This window comes from Prevotella sp. Sow4_E9_plate (genome assembly GCF_052116205.1).
Taxonomy (GTDB): Bacteria; Bacteroidota; Bacteroidia; order Bacteroidales; family Bacteroidaceae; genus Prevotella.
This window is the reverse complement of the sequence record NZ_JBQKLN010000012.1, coordinates 12,263-32,832: the sequence shown is the minus strand read 5'-3', so window position 1 is coordinate 32,832 and position 20,570 is coordinate 12,263. Positions and strand designations below refer to the sequence as shown.

General features: G+C 43.3%; 19 protein-coding genes and 1 riboswitch. Of the genes, 7 read left to right on the top strand and 12 right to left on the bottom strand.

The genetic code is table 11. The features are described 5' to 3' along the window. Positions 1 to 52 precede the first annotated feature (52 nt). Both ACTQ53_RS06615 and ACTQ53_RS06610 read right to left on the bottom strand, forming a co-directional pair. Entirely contained in the window at positions 53 to 1,261 is a 1,209-nt protein-coding gene (locus ACTQ53_RS06615; protein WP_441932504.1) for an efflux RND transporter periplasmic adaptor subunit, read from the bottom strand. A gap of 155 nt (positions 1,262 to 1,416) precedes the next feature. After that, the gene (locus ACTQ53_RS06610) at positions 1,417 to 1,839 is read right to left on the bottom strand and encodes a hypothetical protein (RefSeq protein ID WP_441932503.1); all 423 of its coding nucleotides are present in this window, start codon (positions 1,837 to 1,839) and stop codon (positions 1,417 to 1,419) included. A 173-nt stretch (positions 1,840 to 2,012) separates the two neighbouring features. Between ACTQ53_RS06610 and ACTQ53_RS06605 the strand changes: the two genes are divergently transcribed. From ACTQ53_RS06605 to ligA, 4 genes are all read left to right on the top strand, one after another. Further along, complete coding sequence (locus tag ACTQ53_RS06605) at positions 2,013 to 4,085, top strand: cytochrome c biogenesis protein CcdA (protein WP_295346555.1); 2,073 nt, start codon at positions 2,013 to 2,015, stop codon at positions 4,083 to 4,085. A gap of 62 nt (positions 4,086 to 4,147) precedes the next feature. After that, the gene (locus tag ACTQ53_RS06600; protein ID WP_441932544.1) at positions 4,148 to 5,410 is read left to right on the top strand and encodes a CobW family GTP-binding protein; all 1,263 of its coding nucleotides are present in this window, start codon (positions 4,148 to 4,150) and stop codon (positions 5,408 to 5,410) included. Between the two features lie 181 nt (positions 5,411 to 5,591). After that, complete coding sequence (locus ACTQ53_RS06595) at positions 5,592 to 6,113, top strand: GNAT family N-acetyltransferase (RefSeq protein WP_153125955.1); 522 nt, start codon at positions 5,592 to 5,594, stop codon at positions 6,111 to 6,113. Then, positions 6,113 to 8,116: an NAD-dependent DNA ligase LigA gene (ligA, locus tag ACTQ53_RS06590; RefSeq protein ID WP_294970749.1), complete on the top strand. Its 2,004-nt coding sequence runs from the start codon at positions 6,113 to 6,115 to the stop codon at positions 8,114 to 8,116. Before ACTQ53_RS06595 ends, ligA begins: the two co-directional genes overlap by 1 nt. Before the next feature lie 150 nt (positions 8,117 to 8,266). Here the strand turns inward: ligA and ACTQ53_RS06585 are convergent, their stop codons facing one another. The 6 genes from ACTQ53_RS06585 to ACTQ53_RS06560 all read right to left on the bottom strand — a co-directional run bounded on the left by ACTQ53_RS06585 (position 8,267) and on the right by ACTQ53_RS06560 (position 14,380). Then, positions 8,267 to 9,703, bottom strand: coding sequence for an HU family DNA-binding protein (locus ACTQ53_RS06585; protein WP_441932502.1), 1,437 nt, complete (start codon positions 9,701 to 9,703; stop codon positions 8,267 to 8,269). Next, positions 9,700 to 9,990, bottom strand: a complete 291-nt coding sequence (locus ACTQ53_RS06580) for an HU family DNA-binding protein (protein ID WP_217760689.1) — start codon at positions 9,988 to 9,990, stop codon at positions 9,700 to 9,702. Before ACTQ53_RS06580 ends, ACTQ53_RS06585 begins: the two co-directional genes overlap by 4 nt. 10 nt (positions 9,991 to 10,000) lie before the next feature. Next, positions 10,001 to 11,302 (bottom strand): 30S ribosomal protein S12 methylthiotransferase RimO, encoded by a 1,302-nt coding sequence (gene rimO / locus ACTQ53_RS06575; protein ID WP_294970754.1) that lies wholly within the window; start codon positions 11,300 to 11,302, stop codon positions 10,001 to 10,003. A 14-nt stretch (positions 11,303 to 11,316) separates the two neighbouring features. Further along, the gene (gene ftsY / locus ACTQ53_RS06570; protein ID WP_295346561.1) at positions 11,317 to 12,270 is read right to left on the bottom strand and encodes a signal recognition particle-docking protein FtsY; all 954 of its coding nucleotides are present in this window, start codon (positions 12,268 to 12,270) and stop codon (positions 11,317 to 11,319) included. Positions 12,271 to 12,352: 82 nt separating this feature from the next. Further along, a complete protein-coding gene (locus ACTQ53_RS06565; protein ID WP_294970756.1) occupies positions 12,353 to 13,570 on the bottom strand; it encodes an L-serine ammonia-lyase in 1,218 nt (405 codons plus the stop codon). A 33-nt stretch (positions 13,571 to 13,603) separates the two neighbouring features. Continuing rightward, positions 13,604 to 14,380, bottom strand: a complete 777-nt coding sequence (locus ACTQ53_RS06560; RefSeq protein WP_218416592.1) for a peptidylprolyl isomerase — start codon at positions 14,378 to 14,380, stop codon at positions 13,604 to 13,606. Positions 14,381 to 14,600: 220 nt separating this feature from the next. Between ACTQ53_RS06560 and ACTQ53_RS06555 the strand changes: the two genes are divergently transcribed. Continuing rightward, on the top strand, positions 14,601 to 15,521 hold the full coding sequence (locus ACTQ53_RS06555) for a hypothetical protein (protein WP_441932501.1): 921 nt from the start codon (positions 14,601 to 14,603) through the stop codon (positions 15,519 to 15,521). A gap of 96 nt (positions 15,522 to 15,617) precedes the next feature. Here ACTQ53_RS06555 and ACTQ53_RS06550 read toward each other — a convergent pair whose 3' ends face one another. From ACTQ53_RS06550 to ACTQ53_RS06535, 4 genes are all read right to left on the bottom strand, one after another. After that, on the bottom strand, positions 15,618 to 16,730 hold the full coding sequence (locus tag ACTQ53_RS06550) for a UDP-N-acetyl glucosamine 2-epimerase (RefSeq protein ID WP_441932500.1): 1,113 nt from the start codon (positions 16,728 to 16,730) through the stop codon (positions 15,618 to 15,620). 30 nt (positions 16,731 to 16,760) lie between these two features. After that, positions 16,761 to 17,711: an SPFH domain-containing protein gene (locus ACTQ53_RS06545; protein WP_441932499.1), complete on the bottom strand. Its 951-nt coding sequence runs from the start codon at positions 17,709 to 17,711 to the stop codon at positions 16,761 to 16,763. A 70-nt stretch (positions 17,712 to 17,781) separates the two neighbouring features. Next, complete coding sequence (locus ACTQ53_RS06540; RefSeq protein ID WP_295347200.1) at positions 17,782 to 18,234, bottom strand: NfeD family protein; 453 nt, start codon at positions 18,232 to 18,234, stop codon at positions 17,782 to 17,784. A 22-nt stretch (positions 18,235 to 18,256) separates the two neighbouring features. Further along, on the bottom strand, positions 18,257 to 19,135 hold the full coding sequence (locus ACTQ53_RS06535) for a M48 family metallopeptidase (protein ID WP_294970770.1): 879 nt from the start codon (positions 19,133 to 19,135) through the stop codon (positions 18,257 to 18,259). 198 nt (positions 19,136 to 19,333) lie between these two features. After that, a riboswitch (TPP riboswitch) is annotated at positions 19,334 to 19,429 on the top strand. A 189-nt stretch (positions 19,430 to 19,618) separates the two neighbouring features. Between ACTQ53_RS06535 and thiS the strand changes: the two genes are divergently transcribed. After that, positions 19,619 to 19,816 (top strand): sulfur carrier protein ThiS, encoded by a 198-nt coding sequence (gene thiS, locus ACTQ53_RS06530; protein ID WP_153125928.1) that lies wholly within the window; start codon positions 19,619 to 19,621, stop codon positions 19,814 to 19,816. 30 nt (positions 19,817 to 19,846) lie between these two features. Further along, positions 19,847 to 20,497, top strand: coding sequence for a thiamine phosphate synthase (locus ACTQ53_RS06525; protein WP_441932498.1), 651 nt, complete (start codon positions 19,847 to 19,849; stop codon positions 20,495 to 20,497). The last annotated feature ends 73 nt before the right edge of the window (positions 20,498 to 20,570 follow it).

Below are 20,570 nucleotides of genomic sequence, written 5' to 3'. Positions count from 1 at the left end.
AAGCTTTAATCTAAAATCTTTTACTGTCTATTGATAAATAATCAACTAAAGCTTAGTGAGCATGTTCACCATGTTCGCCTGTAAGCGATGCGAGATAGAACGCATTGTCGGTAACTATCTTCTTGCCTGCCTTCAGATGGTCGCAAAGCTTCACTTCTGTAAATCCACCGCCTGTAACGCCAGTGCTAACCTCATGTCGGGAGAAACTATACTCACCCTTCTTTGGTTCTCCATTGAGAGCAAAGACATACTGCTTACCATCGGTAGAAACAATTGCTTCAGAAGGCAAGGCAAGACATCTCTGTGAACCAGTAGCAATCTGTCCACTCACATACATACCATCAAAGAGTTTGATATGATTGATACGACTTGTTTTCAATGAAGAATCATCCATTTTTATATGAACAGCAACAGATTTCGAACCGTCGTTAAAGTATTGGTTCATACCATAAACTGTACCAGACAGCTTGACACCAGGCTGATTGGTCAAAGAGAGAGTTACACGATTACCCACCTTCACCTTGGCCAAATCTTTCTCAAAAACATTCAGATCGCATTCCACTGCCTGAGTATTTCGAATTTTCATCAGTGGAGTCTGCATATCTGCATAACTACCCAGACTTGCCGTCAACTGACTGACAACACCGGAGATAGGTGCACGAAGAGGAAAAGCCGTAGTAAACTTACCTTTGGCAACAGCCGAAGTAGAAATGCCCATCTGAGCGAGCTGTCTGCCAATACCCAAAAGATTGGCATGAGCCACTTGGTAATCTTTCCGAGTCTGCTGTAAGGTGCGCTTCACACCCGCTCCCTGCTTACTGAGCAGAAGTTGGCGCTCCAAATCAGCCTTGGCAAGTTCACACTCCTTGGCAGCAGAGTAATACTCACGCTGAAGACTTACCACATCTGTATTTTCAACAGAAGCAACAATCTGTCCTCTATGAACAAGCTGCCCTTCTTTTACAAAAATAGATTTCACGATACCGCCCATCAAGGAGGCAACATCACCCATCGCCTGTGCACGCAGTACAAGCGATCCTTTTGCTTCTATAGTGGCATCCATCTCGCGCTCCACAGCCTCACCCATCTTCAAATCTACGGTGCTGACCTGCTTGGCTGTCAACGGAATATGATCAAAATCCACTTCTTCATGCTCATGCTCCTCGTGTGCATGAGCCTCTGAGCCGTTCTGTTTCGCCAAGAAAGCGAATCCAGCCCAGGCTATCGCCGTAACGGCGACAATCAAAATTACTCTTTTCATGTTTGTCTTTTCTTCTATTTTATAATTCTACACAACTATTTCACACAACGAATCTTATCAAAAATCCGTTGGCAAAAGTATACAAAAAATCTTGCAACTCAGTTGCATTCGAATCTTCAAACCGATTTCTGCAACCAAGTGGCAAACTTGTAAAATCATAAAATAGAAGGAGGTCCCCGTCTACTATAGCCTGCCGCCAGTTCCTCAGCAAGAGGAGAAGCAGCCACATGCTGCCATCTCACTGAAATGAGTGAGAGACGAGGGAGGGTTAAAAGGGAAGAACAAGACAAGACCACAAACTGATGGTTCTCATCTACCAGCAACTTGCGGATATTCTTCACCACCTTGGAATTGACTACAAACTGATGCATTTGACGAACGCTACAGTTCTCACGATCACCTTCGCTCTCCTGATCATTATGCTCAGTATGCTCATCATTGATATTGCCGTCCTGCTCACATTGTTCTTCTACCATACAGATACGCCCTTTGTGGTGATGATATGTCATCACCGTAGATAGCATGATACTCATGGTGGCTATCCAAAGACAGAATATGTACAGTATTCTTTTCTGCATACTAAATTTTTGCGCAAAATTACAGAAAAAAAGGTTAACCACCAAGAATAACAGATGTTTTTATAGCATTTTTTCTTAAAAAAATAAAAAGACCTATACCCGAATCAAAATTATAGGCGTATTTATAAGTATTAATTCGTAACTTTGCATTCAAAATTAATACAAATATAGAAATGAAAAAAATTTTTGCAGTTTTACAATTACTCCTAGTAGTAATGTTGGCGCAGGCGCAGATGGTGAACCCAGTCAAGTTCTCTACTTCGCTCAAGACCAATGGTACCGCAATAGCGGAAATCGTATTTAATGGTAAAATCCAATCGGGATGGCATGTCTATTCTACAGGATTGGGAGCAGACGGACCTATCTCAGCTACTTTCAATGTCAACAAGATGGATGGTGTAGAGTTGGTTGGCAAACTTCAAGCTCGTGGTAACGAGATTAGTAAGTTTGACCCACTCTTCGAGATGAAGCTACGTTATTTTGAAGGCAGCGTTACCTTCGTTCAGAAAGTGAAGTTTGTCAAGCCAAACTACCATATCGATGCATACGTTGAATACGGTGCGTGCAGCGACCAGAATTGCCTTCCTCCTAGCGAGGCAAGTTTCAAGAAGAGTGGAAAATCTCCAGCAGTAGATGGCAAGGCTGAGACTGACAGTAAGGACGCAGCCAAGGCTAACGGTCCTGAAGTCATTGATGCCGTCAAGGCCAACACCGACTCTTCTTCACTTCAGGGAGTAGCTGAAAAGATGGACAGTACAGCCAATATCGATGCTGCATTATCTGTAGATAGTGATGACGCAAAGGCCTGGTGGGCTCCAGTAGTAAAAGAGCTTCAGAATTTCGGTGGCAATAACGACATTGCAAACCACTCACTCTTCTATATCTTTATCATTGGCTTTGTAGGCGGACTTCTAGCACTTGTCATGCCATGTATCTGGCCTATCATCCCTATGACTGTAAGCTTCTTCCTCAAACGAGCTAAGAACGATAAGAAAAAGGGTATTCGCGATGCTTGTACATACGGATTGAGCATTGTTGTCATCTATTTGGTTCTCGGTCTTGCCGTTACAGCCATTGCAGGTCCTAGCACCTTGAATGCACTCAGCACCAGTGCTGTGTTCAATATCATCCTCTTCCTGCTCTTGGCAGTTTTCGCCTTCTCATTCTTCGGATGGTTTGAAATCAAATTGCCAGACAGTTGGGGAAATGCCGTAGACAGCAAGGCTTCCAGCACTACAGGTATGATCAGCATTTTCCTGATGGCTTTCACACTCGTGCTCGTAAGTTTCTCTTGTACCGCTCCTATCATCGGATTGCTTTTAGTACAAACTGTTACTTCTGGCGATTGGCTGGCTCCTACCATCGGTATGTTTGGTTTTGCCCTTGCTTTGGCACTTCCATTTACCCTCTTCGCCTTGTTCCCATCATGGTTGAAGTCAGCTCCTAAGTCAGGTTCATGGATGGAAACTGTAAAGATTGTACTGGGCTTTATCGAGTTGGCATTCTCATTGAAGTTCCTTTCTGTTGCAGATTTGGCATACGGCTGGCACATTCTTGACCGTGAGGTATTCCTCTCTCTCTGGATTGTCATCTTCGGTCTCTTGGGGCTCTATCTCATCGGCAAGTTGAAATTCCAGGTTGATGCCATTGGTGGCGACATCCAGAAGCCTATGCCTGTACCATGCATCATGCTCGGTCTCTGCTCTTTGGCTTTCTCTGTATATATGATTCCTGGACTTTGGGGTGCACCTTGCAAGGCTGTCAGCGCTTTCGCTCCACCTATCAATACACAGGATTTCAATCTCAATACCAAGACTGTAGAACCTGCTTACAAGGACTACGAAACCGGTATGGCAGCAGCTAAGGCAGCAGGTAAGCCAGTACTCATAGACTTCACAGGTTTTGGCTGCGTAAACTGCCGTAAAATGGAAGCATCAGTATGGACAGATCCTACTGTAGCAGACATTTTGACAAAGGATTACGTCCTCATCTCTCTTTATGTAGATGACAAGACTCCGTTGCCTCAGCCAATGGAAGTAGAATTCAATGGCGAGAAGCGTACACTCCGCACCATCGGAGACAAGTGGAGCTATCTGCAGGCAAGTAAATTTGGTGCCAATGCCCAGCCTTTCTACGTACCAGTAGACAACGATGGCAAGCCTTTGAATGCAGCATTCAGCTTCAAGGAGGACGTCAGTGCCTATCTCGATTTCCTGCACAAGGGACTTGAGAATTACAGAAAATAATCTGGAATTATAGATTACCAGCAAATAATCTATATATATATTGAATTTAATTGATTACAATGATGAACAACAAGGAAGTTCCGGTACTCCTACTCACAGGTTACCTTGGCAGTGGTAAGACCACACTGCTAAACAAAATTTTGGCAAATAAGAAAGGTATCAAATTCGCAGTTATTGTGAATGACATTGGTGAGGTCAACATTGATGCAGCACTCATAGAGAAAGGTGGCGTAGTGGGTCAGAAAGATGACTCGCTCGTTTCATTGCAGAACGGTTGCATCTGCTGCACGCTCAAAATGGACTTGGTTGAACAGTTGAAGGAAATCGTAGACATGAAGCGCTTTGACTATATTGTAATCGAAGCTAGCGGCATCTGCGAGCCAGCTCCTATTGCCCAGACCATCTGCTCTATCCCATCATTGGGACCTCAGTATATCAAGAATGGTATCTTGCGTCTCGACAGCATTGTAACCGTCGTAGATGCTCTCCGTATGAAGGATGAGTTTGCAAACGGTTCTGATTTGATGAAGTCAAATCTTGACGAGGAAGATCTTGCATCGCTTGTTATCCAGCAGATAGAGTTCTGTAATATCATCCTCTTGAACAAGGCTGCAGAGGTAGAGCCTAAGGAGCTGGAACATCTCAAGCAGATTATCCGTGCCATACAGCCTAAGGCAGAGATCTTTGAATGCAACTATGGTGATATTGATCTCGATTTAATCGTGAATACCCATAAGTTTGATTGGGAGACTGTAGCTACATCTGCTGGCTGGATTCAGGAGATAGAGGCTGAAAGAAATGGCGAGGAAGATGAACATGAGGAACATGAACATCATCACGAACATGAGGAACATGAACATCATCATCACGATGACCATGACCACGTTCATGACCATTGCCACCACCACCACCACGATCACGACCATGACCATGAAGGTGGTGAGGTAGAAGAATACGGAATCGGAACCTTTGTATATTATAGACGTAAGGCATTCGATCTAGCTCTCTTTGATGAATTCGTAGCCAGAAAATGGCCTCGTGACGTAGTACGTGCCAAGGGTATCTGCTATTTTGCTGACGAACCAGACATGTGCTATGTATTCGAACAAGCAGGACAGCAGAAAACTGTAAAGCAGGCAGGACAATGGCTCGCAACGATGCCAGCTGACCAATTGGCTGAGCTTCGCAGAAACAACCCTCAACTGGAGAAGGAATGGGATGACAAGTATGGTGACCGAATGATAAAAATCGTATTTATCGGCCAGCACATCAAAGAGCAGAAGGATGCCATCATCAAGGAGCTCGATAAATGTTTGAGCTTGTAGCAACATGCTAGGGCATCTTATGAAGACTATAGTTTCAGAAATTGAAGCTATAATAGCCTCAAAATAGAGAAAAAAGGAGAAAAATCGACACATTGGTTTAGTTTTTTCTCCTTTTTCGCTTTTATTTCGTTTTTTTTTGTTAAATTTGCAGCGGATTTAATATAATAAAGGAAAAGATAATATGAAGACTGACTTCAGACCTGCATACAAAAAAGATTTTGAAGCTTGCTGGAATGTCATAGATCAGGCAAGAAAACTCATGATTGCTTCTGGAAGACACCAGTGGACTAACGATTATCCGTCTGTTAAAGACATTCAAAACGACATAGACAATGGTAATGCTTTTGTCATCACGGTTGATGATCAAGTAGCAGTCTATGGTGCCGTCATGCTGAACGGAGAACCACAATATGACTTTCTTAAAGGAGAATGGCTAACGAATGGAGATTACTATGTAATTCATCGTTTCGCTACTTTGCCGATGTTCCAGAGAGAAGGATTGGCTCGAATCTTTATCGATAAGGTTAACAGCCTTTGCGAAGTAGAAAAAGTACCAAGTATCAAGGTTGATACCAATCACGACAACTTACCTATGATAAATCTTCTCTCTTCAATGGGATTCTGCATCTGCGGACAAGTAAACTACGGAACGAGAGGTATGAGATTTGCATTTGAAAAAACGACTATGGAAATTGAAAAATAATGAACGATAAAATATCACTTATGAGAAGCTTGGTTGAACGACTCAATCAAGCTTCTCTTGCTTATTACAATGGTGAAGGCGAACGGATGACCGACTACGAGTGGGACGCCATGTTCGACCAACTGAAAAAACTGGAAGAGGAAACTGGTGAAATACTACCCAACTCCCCTACCAATAAAGTTTCTGAAGACCAGATTGCCGGTCAGAAAGAAGAGCATGAATTTGCAGCACTATCCCTTGCAAAGACAAAAAAGGTGAGCGATCTCGTCAAGTGGGCTGAAGACCGCCCGATATGGATTTCCTGGAAGCTGGACGGTCTGACTTTGGTGGTAACTTACGATAACGGTAGTCTCAGCAAGGTGGTAACACGTGGTAATGGACATATCGGCACCAACATCACCCACTTGGCTCCAGCTATCAGTGGTATTCCAGCAACAATCAAGGAGAAGGGTCATCTTGTTGTACGTGGTGAGGCAGTCATCTCCTATGCCGATTTCGAACAGTTCATCATTGAGAGTGAAGGCGACTATGCCAATCCTAGAAACCTGGCATCAGGATCCCTCTCACTGAAAGATGTAGAAGTGGTTAAGCAGCGCCATATACAATGGATTCCATTTACACTGGTATATACCGAACATGAAATCACATCGTGGGGAAAACGTATGCAGTTACTGGAAGACCTGGGACTACATCCTGTGGAACGACAGTTGATAGAGCATCCTACGGAAGACCACATCCTACAGGAAATTGATGTCTTTACCAAAAAGGTAACCAACAAGAAAAATCCATTTCCTGTCGATGGTCTGGTTATCTGCTACGATGATACCGTGTATGGTGCCACAGGTTCTGTTACGGGCCATCATGCAACCAGAGCTGGCTTTGCCTTTAAATGGCAAGACGAACATGCAGATACAGAATTAGACCATATCGAATGGTCGTGTGCTGCAAATACCATCACGCCTGTTGCCGTTTTCAAGCCAGTAGAGTTGGAAGGAACCACTGTGCAACGTGCATCTCTCTGCAATGTAAGCGAATGTGAACGCTTGGGTATCGGTGGTAAGGGAACGAAATTGCAGGTGATTAAAGCAAATAAGATTATTCCTAAAGTGATTCATGTCACTGAAGCTATAGGAACTTTCGAAATACCTGAGTTCTGTCCGGTTTGCCATGCTGAAGCCAAAGTACAGGAAAGCGAGAGCGGTACAAAAACCCTACATTGTACAAACCCACATTGTGCAGCAAAGCAACTGAAGAAATTTGCCAGATTCGTCAGCAAAGAAGGTCTCAATATCGAAGGTATTTCTGAGCAGACTATCTGGAAATTCGTAAATGAAGGATTAATTAGCGAATATGCTGATTTCTATAAACTCAGAGAACCAGAGAAAGTCTTTAAAATTTCTAACTTTGAAGGCTTTGGCAAGAAAAGCGTCAGCAATTTACTGAACAGTGTAGAAAAAAGCCGTCATACCGATGGGCGTCATCTTCTCTATGCGCTCAACATTCCCCTTTGCGGTGGTGATGTTGCCAAGAAATTGATAGAGCGTTACCCGTTAGAGGAATTGATAGATATAGCCCAAAACAGCACCAGCTTGTTTGGTGATGACTTTGCTGACATTGATGGCATTGGACCGGAAAAAAGTGCTAAGTTCATCAACTGGTTCCATGATGCAGACAATAGAGCTCATGTAGCGCACCTCCTTCCACATCTCGTCATCGAGAAGCAGGAGCCTATAGAAAAAGGTACGAAGTGTGATGGTTTGACATTCGTAGTTACGGGAGATGTACATCATTATAAAAATCGCAATGAACTGAAAGCGTACATCGAGAGCCAAGGTGGTAAAGTGACTGGCAGTGTGAGCAAGAGCACCCATTATCTCATCAACAATGATGCAGAATCACAAAGTTCAAAGAATAAGAAAGCGCATGAATTGAATATTCCTATCATAACCGAAGAGCAATTCATTGCACAATTTGGAGAAGAACAAGAAAAGAGCATCTCGTGAAAACGGGTATTCCCTTATTGTTATCAAGACGCCCTGTAAGGACAAAAGCATGAAAATGAAAGCCTTTGCCTTTACAGGGCGTATTATTTCTTCGGATTGTGAATCATACAACTTTAACTCATCCCCCTTCAGCTGGTATAAACACAAATGTTATTTTGCCTTCTTCTTTTTCAATTCCAACTTTGGAATCTTGATCTTCTGTCCACTCTTAATCGTAGAGGTACCATTGAGAGCCTCAATATAACATTCCATACCAGGACCTAAATATCGCTTGCTGAGTGTAGCCATTGTCTGATGCTCGCCAACAGTTACTACCTGGTCTACACCTACGATACGATAGGCACCAGTACGAACCCTTGGGTCACTGTCATATTTATCTGACACTACATTTGCATGTTCAGCTGCCTTATCCCGCTTTTTATCTGTTGCAGACTTCTTTTTAAGTTCTGCAGACTTTTCATCAGTTTTCAAGTTCTTTACAGACATTTCTTTATCTACAGCAGCCGATTTTAATGAATCGGCTCTTTCTGCAGCCTTAATGGCATCATTTGCCTTTGCCATACGCAAACTGTCCTGTCTTGCTTTTTCCTGAAGAAGTTGCTCTTGACTCTTCACATTAGCAGGCTTCGCTACGACATTCTTATCCGTCTTATATTGCGCCAATTGCAATTCAAGATGATCACGTTGAGCTGCCATCTGCCCGTAATTGAAGGCAAACCATCCCAAGCCTCCTATTAATAATAATAAGGTGAAGCTTGCAATAATCACCACATATTTTGGAATGATGAAATGACGACGACGTATCTCAACTTCATCATCGGCCCCAATTTCAGCATCAGTCTCAGCCTCAATTTCTGCATCGGCCCCAATTTCAGCATCAGTCTCAGCCTCAATTTCTGCATTAGAATTTTCCTCCCTGCTATCTGCCTGAATATCATCTGATACAGATGAAGGAATCTCCTCCGTTGGCACTTCCTGAGAAACAGTTGTCTGCGGTTCAATCGTCGAGTCTTCACCAATCACCACCACACTACTATCTTCAGATGGATTTTCAGGAACATCCAGAAAATCTATAACTCCACTAGTAGTAGGTTCTGAAGAGGAAACAGCTTCAGCCTGTGTAGTTTCTTCTGAAACAACGTCCGGTAAAGGAGTTTCCGTAGGTTCAACAACCTCTATTATAGGCTTAGGTTTCTCAAGAGATTCCTCTTGCTCCTCATCCTCTAAACTATCCTCATATTTCTTATCTATTGACTCGAAATCAACACCGTCGTTCACAATCACAGTCTCAAACTGAGCAAAAGGCTTATTGACAATTTCCTTGAGAATATTATCAGGAGTAAAGGAAATCTTATCACGTCCCTCTATAACGATACGCTCACCCGTATTCACATCTACACTCTCACGTTCCTTCACGGAAGTAACCTTGAAAGTACCTAGCCAGCGCATCTTGACTATCTTATCAGCAGCAAGCCCCTGATGACAGACATCAAACATTTTACGAATAAAAAGTTCTGCCTCAATTTGGCTCAGCCCACTCTTCTCGGCCAATTTATCAGCCAATCCATTCAGACTATTCTTACTCATACAGCATCCCCTCCATTTTTAAGTTTCTCCTTGACAGCAGCAACCGGACGAAATCCTAATACGAGCTTCGGTGGCACCAACTGGCGCTTTTTGGTAGTAGGATTAACCACCACACGCTCCATACGCTTCTTTACCTCAAACGTACCAAAATTGGGGATAGCGACAACCTCGCCATCCTCAAACTCAGTTATCATAGCATCGATAACCTTACGTACCAACTTCTGAGTGTCATCTTGTGAATAACCAGTTTGCTGAGCCAACTCAGCGACAAATTCCTTATTATTCATAAGCCATTTATTATTTCACCACTTCACCATAGAGATCAAACTCTTCGCTTGCAGTAATCTTAACATTATAGAAACAACCCACACGCAGGCGCTTCTCCGTAGCACGAATCAATACTTCTGGATCTACTTCCGGCGAACAGAATTCTGTACGACCTATATAATAATCACCTTCCTTACGGTCGATGATAACCTTTAAGACCTTGCCTACCTTTTCTGCCTCTATATCAGCACTGATGTCCTGCTGAAGAATCATCAATTCATCAAGCCGGCGCTGCTTCACATCTGCAGGCACATCATCCTCATAGTGAGTAGCACTATAGGTTCCCTCTTCTTCAGAATAAGCAAAGGCTCCCATACGCTCAAAACGCTGCTCACGTACAAAATCCATCAATTCGTCAAAGTCTTCCTTAGTCTCACCAGGGAAACCAACCATCAGTGTAGTACGGATATGAATTCCTGGCACACGCTCACGGATAGCCTTCAAGAGATCTATTGTCTCCTGCTTGGACACATGACGGTGCATACGGGAAAGCATGTGATCACTGATATGCTGCAACGCTATATCAAGATACTTGCAGACATTTGGTTTCTCGCGCATCACATCGAGCAGATCCATAGGGAACTGATTAGGATAAGCATAATGCAATCTAATCCATTTCACGCCTGGAATATCAGCCATTTCGCTGATAAGCTCTGTGATATGATGCTTGCCATCAAGGTCAACACCATAATAGGTTAATTCCTGAGCAATAATCTGAAATTCCTTAACTCCTTCTGCCACTAACTCCCTAACCTCATTCAAAATCTCCTCCTTAGGGCGAGAAACATGTTTTCCTGTAATGATTGGGATGGCACAATAGGCACAATGACGGTTACAGCCCTCTGCTATCTTGACATAAGCATAATGACGAGGAGTAGTAAGATGACGGTGTCCATCGCAGGAAGGAACGTCAGCCTTACCTAATTCGTGAAGTAACTGCTTATAATTGAATTTGCCGTAAAACTTATCAACCTCAGGCATTTCTGCTTCCAGTTCCTTCTGATAACGCTGTGAAAGACAACCCATTACATAAAGTTTCTTCAGTTTTCCTTCTTCCTTAGCCTGGATAAACTCCAGAATGGTATCAATACTCTCTTGCTTGGCATCTTCTATAAAACCGCAGGTATTGATAACGGCTATTTCCCCCTGAGGACGCTTTGGGTCATGAGTACAATGATAACCGTTGGCCTCAAACTGCTTCATGAGCAATTCGCTGTCAACCAGGTTCTTCGAACAACCCAAAGTTATAATATCTATCTGATTTTTCTTCATCTATTTTTTCACTACTATTTCTTAAAAAGAGAGTCAACGAACTCACGCTTATTGAAAAGCTGGAGATCTTCCATACCCTCACCAAGTCCAATGTACTTAACAGGTACCTTCAACTGATCAGAGATACCGATAACAACACCACCCTTTGCTGTACCATCCAGCTTGGTGATGGCAAGCGAAGTGATATTGGTAACAGCCGAAAATTGCTTAGCCTGTTCAAAGGCATTCTGACCAGTACTGCCATCAAGAACCAGCATTACCTCATCAGGTGCATCAGGAAGCACCTTCTTCATCACTTCCTTAATCTTCTTCAACTCGTTCATCAGGTTCACCTTATTATGAAGACGACCGGCTGTATCAATCAGAACTACGTCAGCACCGTTAGCCTTAGCACTCTGCAGAGCATCAAAAGCCACACTGGCAGGATCGCTACCCATCTGCTGTTTTACAACAGGCACCCCGACACGTTCGCCCCATATACAGATTTGCTCTACAGCAGCTGCGCGGAATGTATCGGCAGCACCGAGATAAACCTTCTTGCCAGCCTTCTTAAACTGGTAAGCCAATTTGCCAATGGTGGTAGTCTTACCTACACCATTCACGCCAACCACGAGAATAACGTATGGTTTATGGTCGCTAGGCAAATCCCAATCATCATTATCATCAGAATGATTCTCAGACAAGAGATTGGCGATTTCTTCACGCAAGATCTGATTGAGCTCTGAAGTTGAAACATATTTATCACGTGCTACACGCTCTTCGATGCGACGAATGATTTTCACGGTAGTCTCTACACCTACATCAGAAGTGATGAGAACTTCCTCCAAATCATCAAGCACATCGTCATCTACGGTCGACTTACCAGCCACCGCACGAGCTAATTTTCCGAAAACACTCTCTTTGGTTTTTTCCAAACCCTTATCGAGAGTTTCTTTTTTCTTATTACTGAAAAATCCGAATAATCCCATTATTTATTTTTTATAGCTATAATTTTCTGCAAAGATACGAAAAAAAATGTATACATCTGCCATTTGAGGCGAAACTTTTCAATTAATTTTTATTTATATTGAAACCTTTAGCCAGTCCTCCCTCACTCGTTTCCTTATAAAGAGAAGGCAAATCATGTCCTGTCTGGCGCATCACCTCCACCACTCTATCAAATGAAACACTATGATGACCATCAGAGAAGGAAGCATAGAGATCTGCATCCAAAGCACGGGCTGCCGCAAAGGCATTACGCTCAATACAAGGAATCTGAACCAAGCCACAAACAGGATCGCAGGTCATTCCCAAGTGATGTTCCAAACCCATCTCGGCAGCATATTCTACCTGTGCAGGACTTCCACCAAAGAGCTGACAGGCTGCAGCCGAAGCCATTGCACAAGCCACACCTACTTCACCCTGGCAACCAACATCTGCACCACTGATAGAAGCATTATGCTTCACGATATTACCCACCAATCCGGCAGTAGCCAAAGCACGAAGGATGCGCTGTTCACTCATATCATGAGCCGTGTGCATATGATAAAGCACAGCAGGCAACACACCACAAGCACCGCAAGTTGGAGCTGTCACGATGGTACCACCAGAAGCGTTTTCTTCACTTACAGCCAAAGCATAGGAATAAACCAATCCTCTGCTCTGCAAAGAGGCACGATAGCCCCTTGCCTTGATAAAATAAGTAGCAGCCTTGCGCTGAAGCTTGAGAGGACCAGGCAATACGCCTTCATGATCCAATCCATTACGGATGGACTGTTTCATTGTTTGCCAGACAGTACCGAGGAAATCCCAAATATCACTACCCTCACACTTTTCTACATACTCCCAGAATGATCGGCCGTTATCATAACACCATTGCTGAATCTCGTGCATGGTATTCAAATCATATATATCTTTAGCCCCCAACTCATCATGGCCATCTGTGCCATCAGAAAGAGCACCACCACCAATACTGTAAACCGTCCACTCTTCAATAATATCACCATTCAGATCTTTACCCACAAACTTCATCCCGTTTGGGTGGAAAGGCAGGAAGGTCTGTGGCTCCCAAATGATGTGAACTAACTTATGCGGCCTGAAGACCTCCTCAATAGCAACATCAGTCATGTGCCCCTTACCAGTAGCCGCAAGACTTCCATAGAGGGTAACTTCGTAAGTAGAGGCATTTGCACAACGTTCCATAAACAGCTTTGCTGCACGCTGAGGTCCCATGGTATGACTACTGGATGGTCCCTTACCAATTCTGTACAATTCCTTTAAAGATTTCATCGTAATAATGTTTTTTTCAGTTATTTATAGATTTTATTTTACTTGTGTAGCCTTGAGGATTACTACATCCTCTAAAGGTCGGTCATTATTTTCTTTGTTAGTGGCTACATTCTGAATTTTGTCTACCACTTCCAAACCTTCCAGCACCTCTCCAAAGACGGTATAGCCGTTATCGAGATGTGGCACTCCTCCATGCTTCATATATCCTTGCTGAATCTGCTCAGAAGGAATGGCATAGTTCTTACCCTCGTTCTTCATTTTGTTGACGGTATACTCCATTTGACGTGGAGAGAAATTGCGACCCCAAGTGATATAAAAATCAGTAGAAGCCGAAGCCTTGGTTGGGTTTTCATCATCTCCTTCACGGGCAGCACAGAGCTGACCGCGTTTGTGATAGTATTTAGGATAAATGATTTCAGCAGGCACGGTATAATCAACATCAAACTTTTCAACCTTTCCTGGAGTCACCTTTCGGGTAGAATAGTCACCTCCCTGTATCATAAAGTTCTTGATAACTCGCTGGAAGATGCAGCCATTGTAAAATCCTGAATTCACAAGTTTCAGAAAGTTATCTCTATGCTTCGGTGTATCATTATATAACGCCACAAGAATATTGCCCATATTGGTTTCGATCATCACCTGATGACAGGTTGGATCATGAGGAGTTTCCCAAGGCAAGAGCTGCATGGTACTATCCAGAGCTGCCTTGTCCATCAAATTTCCTTTTGAACCCATATTTGCATTTTGAGCATGAACGGCTGTTGCAGTCATCATGAACAAAATAGTGAATAAAGAGAATACTTTTTTCATTTTTTCTTCAATTTTTACCCTTATTTATGTTATCGAGTGCAAAGATAACGATTTTATTCTAAAAAGATGAGTGTTTCTCAAACTTTCTTTATAACTTTGCGTCTGAAATACAACTTTACGTCTTATTTCTTGCTTTTCAGTAGAATTACATGACGGTCATGGCATTCTGAATCTGGGATTTAAGGAATCTGAGTAAAGAATTTATAAAAAACAATATACAATGAATAAGAAAAGACTATATATCCTCTTCATGTCGGCCTGTATGATGATGACCCATGCATACGCCCAACAAATCAGTTTCGGGCCTTTGCATAGTCTTGACAGTCCTCGTGAAGATTGGATTTTGCCAGGCGATACCATTCTACAGGATGGCAAAAAGATGATTTATAGCGGAAAGCCTATGCAGAACTCCTATGTTCCGTTACGACATATCAATGAATCCGCATCTAATGAACTTGCTCCAACGGCAGTATACAGTTCTGCACAAGATAGCCTTCAGACAAGTCTTTGCCTTTCCAATCCTACCCCAACCGATTACGGATATGGATGGGGAGATTACGGTTGGGGACTTCATAAAGGACTCAATATGTCGGTTGATCTTTCTGCCTTTGCCACCTTCGGCAAACATGCGCCTCATCGTGGCGGGTTTACCCAGACGATAGATGCCACCTATCTTACACCACTCAGTAAGGACGAAAAGTTATGGATGGCATTGGGTGTTTATCTTACAAATACCAATTATGGTGGCGACAGTTATCATGACGGTGGTCTCTATGGCATTCTAGGATATAAAATCAACAAGAATTGGGAGGCTTACGTATATGGTCAGCTGAGCGTTGCCAATAATTACAACTCAATCTATGGCAGATATGCCGGTTACGGTCCATACGGATATGGTGCCTACGGTTACGGTCCTTATGGCTTTGGTATGCATCCAGGTTATTGGAGCCACGGCATTATGCCAGGAGGTTATGGAATGGGAGTACCGGGAGCCAACGTGTTAGGCGGTGGCATCAGATACACCAATGACAAGAAAACATTCTCCATCGGTCTGAATGTAGAAGGTATCTGGTATGACAATAAAACTCCTTCTTATTTCAAGAAATACGATTATCCTACGCCAAATAATACAGCAAAATAAAAAAAGCGCCCTGAAAAAGCAAGAGCATTTTACATCAATGCTTCTGCCTTTTCAGGGCGCTTTTCCATGCTATATGAATCCCCTTTCTTCAAAGGATTATTCAGCAAGAATCTGAACGATGCGTTCTGCAGATCTTCCATCCCATCTGTCAGGAATACCAGCCTTTTTCCATTCACCATTCAATATTTTTTCCATCGCATTCTGCAATTTTTCAGGGTCCTCTGCCACCAGTTCATTGGTACCTACAGTCACAGTCTCCATGTGCTCGGTATAACTGTTGAGCGTAACACAAGGCACGCCATTGAAGGTTGCCTCTTCAGCCACATTACCGGAATCTGTAATGACGCCCATCGCATGAGCGGTAAGATATAAGAACTCGAGATAACCCTGTGGTTGTACCACCATGATGCCCGACTGATGATCGGCAACATCCTGATAAGCCTTGAATGCCAGAACGAAACCCAATGCCTTACCACGCAATGGAGCCACGACCTTGATGCCAGCCTTCCGAGCCACGGAATCAATAACTGTGATAAGACTCTTCATCTCATCAATGTTATTGACTATCGCCTTGCGGTTCAAGGTCAGCACCATATACTTGCCTTCTTCCATATGCATCTCATCCATCACCGCAGGACGCTGCATACGCTGCTGCAGGAATCGGATATTATCGATAAGCACATTACCTACCATATACACCTTGGAAAGCTCAGCTCCCTCTTTATTGGCAATACTGTTATTGGAAATACCTGCGGTAAAGAGAATGTCAGAAAGCCCGTCAATCACAAGACGATTGATTTCCTTTGGCATCGTAATATCAAAACTGCGGGTTCCTGCAGCAATATGAGCCAACTGCACGCCCTGCTTCTTGGTTACGATAGCAACAGCCATGGTAGAAGCCAGGTCATCAACAACGATAACGACATCCGTAGGATGATCCTGAAGATAACGCTCGAATTGCGCCATTACCATACCCGTCAGTTCATTCATATTCTCGCAATCCACCTCAAGGAAAACGTCAGGACTCTGAATATCCAAGCCAGAAAAGAGTGAAGATTCCAGTGTTGGATCGTCCTTTCTTCCTGTATAAACCAATTGATATTCTACATCAACGCCCGACTTCTGGGCATTGCGAATGGCTCTGATAACTGGTGCTACCTTAATAAAATTTGGTCTGGCACCAGCTACAATACATATATTCTTACTCATTTTTTATAATAAAGTACCGTTTATTAAAAATCAACCTTTAAACAAATCTTTTATACCACCAATAGATCCCATCAGATTAGTAGCCTCATAAGGCAGGTAAACCACCTTATTATCCTTACCCTGAGCCACTTCCTGCATCATGGCAATATACTTCTGGGCAAGGAGATAGTTGGCAGGATTTGTACTCTGTCCCACAGCTTCTGTAATCTTCTGAATGGCAATAGCCTCTGCCTCTGCCTTGCGGATACGGGCTGTTGCCTCACCTTCAGCTCTGAGGATAGCCTGCTGTTTGGCTGCCTCTGCCTTGTTGACGATGGCAGCCTTCTCACCCTCAGAAAGCAGACGCTGCTTCTCTTTCTCACCTTCAGAGGTAAGGATGGTAGCACGTTTGTTACGTTCTGCCTGCATCTGCTTCTCCATTGCCTGCAATACACTTTCCGGTGGAGTAATATCCTGCAACTCTACACGGTTCACCTTGATACCCCACTTATTAGTAGCATCATCCAGTACCGCACGAAGTTTAGTATTGATGGTATCACGAGAGGTCAGGGTCTGGTCCAATTCCATCTCACCTATGATATTACGAAGAGTAGTCTGAGTCAACTTCTCGATAGCATTTGGCAAATTGTTGATTTCATATACACTCTTGAAAGGGTCTACAATCTGGAAATACAGCAAGGCATTAATCTGCATCTGGATATTATCCTTGGTAATCACATTCTGTCGGTCGAAATCATATACCTGTTCACGGAGATCAATGCTGTTGGTATAAGTATATCTTCCATTTTTCATAGCCACGATTTCCTTGGCATGATCGATAAAAGGAATGATGATATTGATACCTGGCTTCAAGGTGGCGTAATAACGTCCCAGACGCTCAATGATTTTCGTTTCACTCTGAGGAATGATAACGATGGTTTTCTTAACCACGACAAGTGCGAGCAATACGAGAGCCGCAAGTACATAAATTCCTATGCTCATGATGTTTATGCTATTAAGTGAATAATGATTATTTCTACCTTTATAATTAATTCTTCCCAGGAAACAAGAATTAAACTTTTTCTACTTTCAGAATGATAGACTCATGTCCCAGCACCCTTACTCGCTGACCCACCAGCAAGTCTTCAGTACTATCAGGAGCCTGTGCCTTCCAGTCATCGCCATCAAGTTTCACGCGTCCGAAACCGCCAGCCACGATGGTCTCACTCACTTCACCAATCTGTCCTGCCAAAGCATCATAATTGCTCTTTCTGTTATCTGCCCCATGTCTTATTGCCTTTACAAGATGTGGTCTAATCAAGAGAATGCTCAATACCGAGCAAACGGCCCATACCACTACTTGAACCCAGAAGGGAGCATCCATCACGGCCACAGGAATACTGATCAAAGCACCGATGGCAAAGCACGTAACATAGAAGTCACCCGAAGACAACTCCAGGATAAGGCAGATGAACATGATAACTGTCCAGAACAGCCAAAGATTTTGTGAGATATAATCCATCATAGTTGTTAATATTTAGTGAATACTACTTTCTTCTTTTAGTTGTTTTCTTGGTTGACACCTTCGTAGTCTTCACTGTCTTGGAGGTAGAAGTAGCCGGCTTGTAATACTTCAAAGCCTCTGGCATTTCCTTCTGAAGAGCAGCAATACGCTTGGCGTCCGAAGGATGATCACTGAAGATATCACTCTGGTTGGCGCTCTTACCTTGCGACATACGCTGCCAGAATGGAATTGCCTGCCGAGGGTCGTAACCTGCCATGGCAGCAAAGATAAGTCCCATGTAATCAGCCTCAGTCTCGTTGTCACGGGAATATTTCAAGTTGCGGAAAGAGAAATACTGTCCGGCTACGGCACTAGCCACATCGCCAACGCCATTACCTACAGCCTGATTCAACACACTACCCACAATGGCTGTACCTACCTGCTGGTTCTGCTGCTTACTCAACTGCTCGGCACTATGCTTAGCCACGGCATGAGCAATTTCATGACCTAACACAATAGCCAGACAAGTCTCATTCTGAGTATAAGGTAACAAACCTTCGAAAACAACGATCTTGCCGCCAGGCATACAAAATGCATTGACGTTTTTATCTTGTACGAGATTAAACTCCCATGCATAATTCTTCACATCATTGGCAAAGCCATTATTCTTCAGGTAAGTTTCTACAGCATTAGCCAACTTTTTACCAACACGCTGCACCATGGCAGTATTGGCAGCGTTTGTCGACTTTTTAGCCGATGCCATATATTTGGTGTATTCCTGATTAGACAAGCTCAAGACCTGCTCATCGGATACAGAGATACGATGAGTTCTACCAGTAAGAGGCACCTGCTGAGTGGTACCACAAGATGACAGCGCAAGAATTGTGACTGCTGTCAAAGCCATCATTTTAATACTTTTCATTTTTACCTATAACATTTTAAAATATTTACACTGCAAATTTAATATATCTTACCGAAACCACCAAATAATTCAACAAAAAACTAAACAAAAATTCTCATTTATTTCAAAAGGTATGACCTTTTATCCTTCTACCGTTAATATTACCTAAAAATCAACCACCTTTCTTGCTCCTTTCCAAGAATATCATTACTTTTGCGAACGATTATCACGGGGTGCTGAAAATTCGGCTGAGATTATACCCATTGAACCTGACACAGATAATGCTGTCGCAGGGATTCGATATAAGCTTATCATGATAGAGCCCCTATTCTGTGCAACTTCTGCTAGGATTAGGGGCTTTATTCATACCGGACTTTCTCAAGAACAGTTCTCCGTGTTGATTACATATTATTATTAGGAGTAAACAACGATGATTATCATTGATGGCGAAAGATAAACATCTTTCTTTTCCCATGATGAATATCATCATAAAAACGAACTGTGATGAAAGTAACTATCAACAACAAAGAGACAGAAACTCAGGCAAAGAACGTAAAGGAACTTGCCCAGGAACTCGACCTTCCTGCTACAGGTTGCGCTGTAGCCATCAGTAACGAAATGGTGCCACGTGATGAATGGGAAAACCATCTCATCCAGGAAGGTGCCGACATAGTGATTGTGAAAGCTTTCTGCGGAGGATAATCTATAGTTTATATAAAAGTTTATAGGACTATGGCAGAAATATCATTAGAAAGATTTCAACTCCAGTTCATCTCCCACCAGAATGAGAAGATGAGTTATCTCGATGGCATCCGTGAGGCCTTGGCTGGCGGATGCAAGTGGATTCAGCTCCGCATGAAGGGTGCCACCGATGAGGAGGTGCGCCCTATAGCCCTGAAGGTCAAGGAATGGTGCAAAGAGCAGAATGCAACCTTCCTCATCGATGACCGAGTACAGCTGGTGAAGGAATTGCAGATAGATGGCGTGCATCTGGGCAAGAACGATATGCCGATTGCCGAGGCCCGCAAGATTCTGGGCGACGACTTCATCATCGGCGGAACGGCAAACACCTTCGAGGATGTGAAGGCTCACTATGAGGCTGATGCCGATTATATCGGTTGCGGTCCGTTCCGCTTCACTACCACTAAGGAGAAGCTCTCCCCCATCCTTGGTCTTGAAGGCTATCGCGAAATCATCCAGAAGATGAAGGCAGAAAATATCGATATCCCTATCGTTGCCATCGGAGGCATCACCAAGGAGGATATTCCCGACATCATGAAGACGGGAGTTAACGGCATCGCACTCAGCGGCTGCATCCTCAACGCCAAGGATCCGGCATCAGAAACCCATGATATCATGGAAATGATGGAGGAATTCAGATAAGTAACGCTAGGCATCCAAAAAAATAAAGCCCGCTAGGCGTCCCGCCGGATTTGAAATCCGGCGTAAAAAAGGT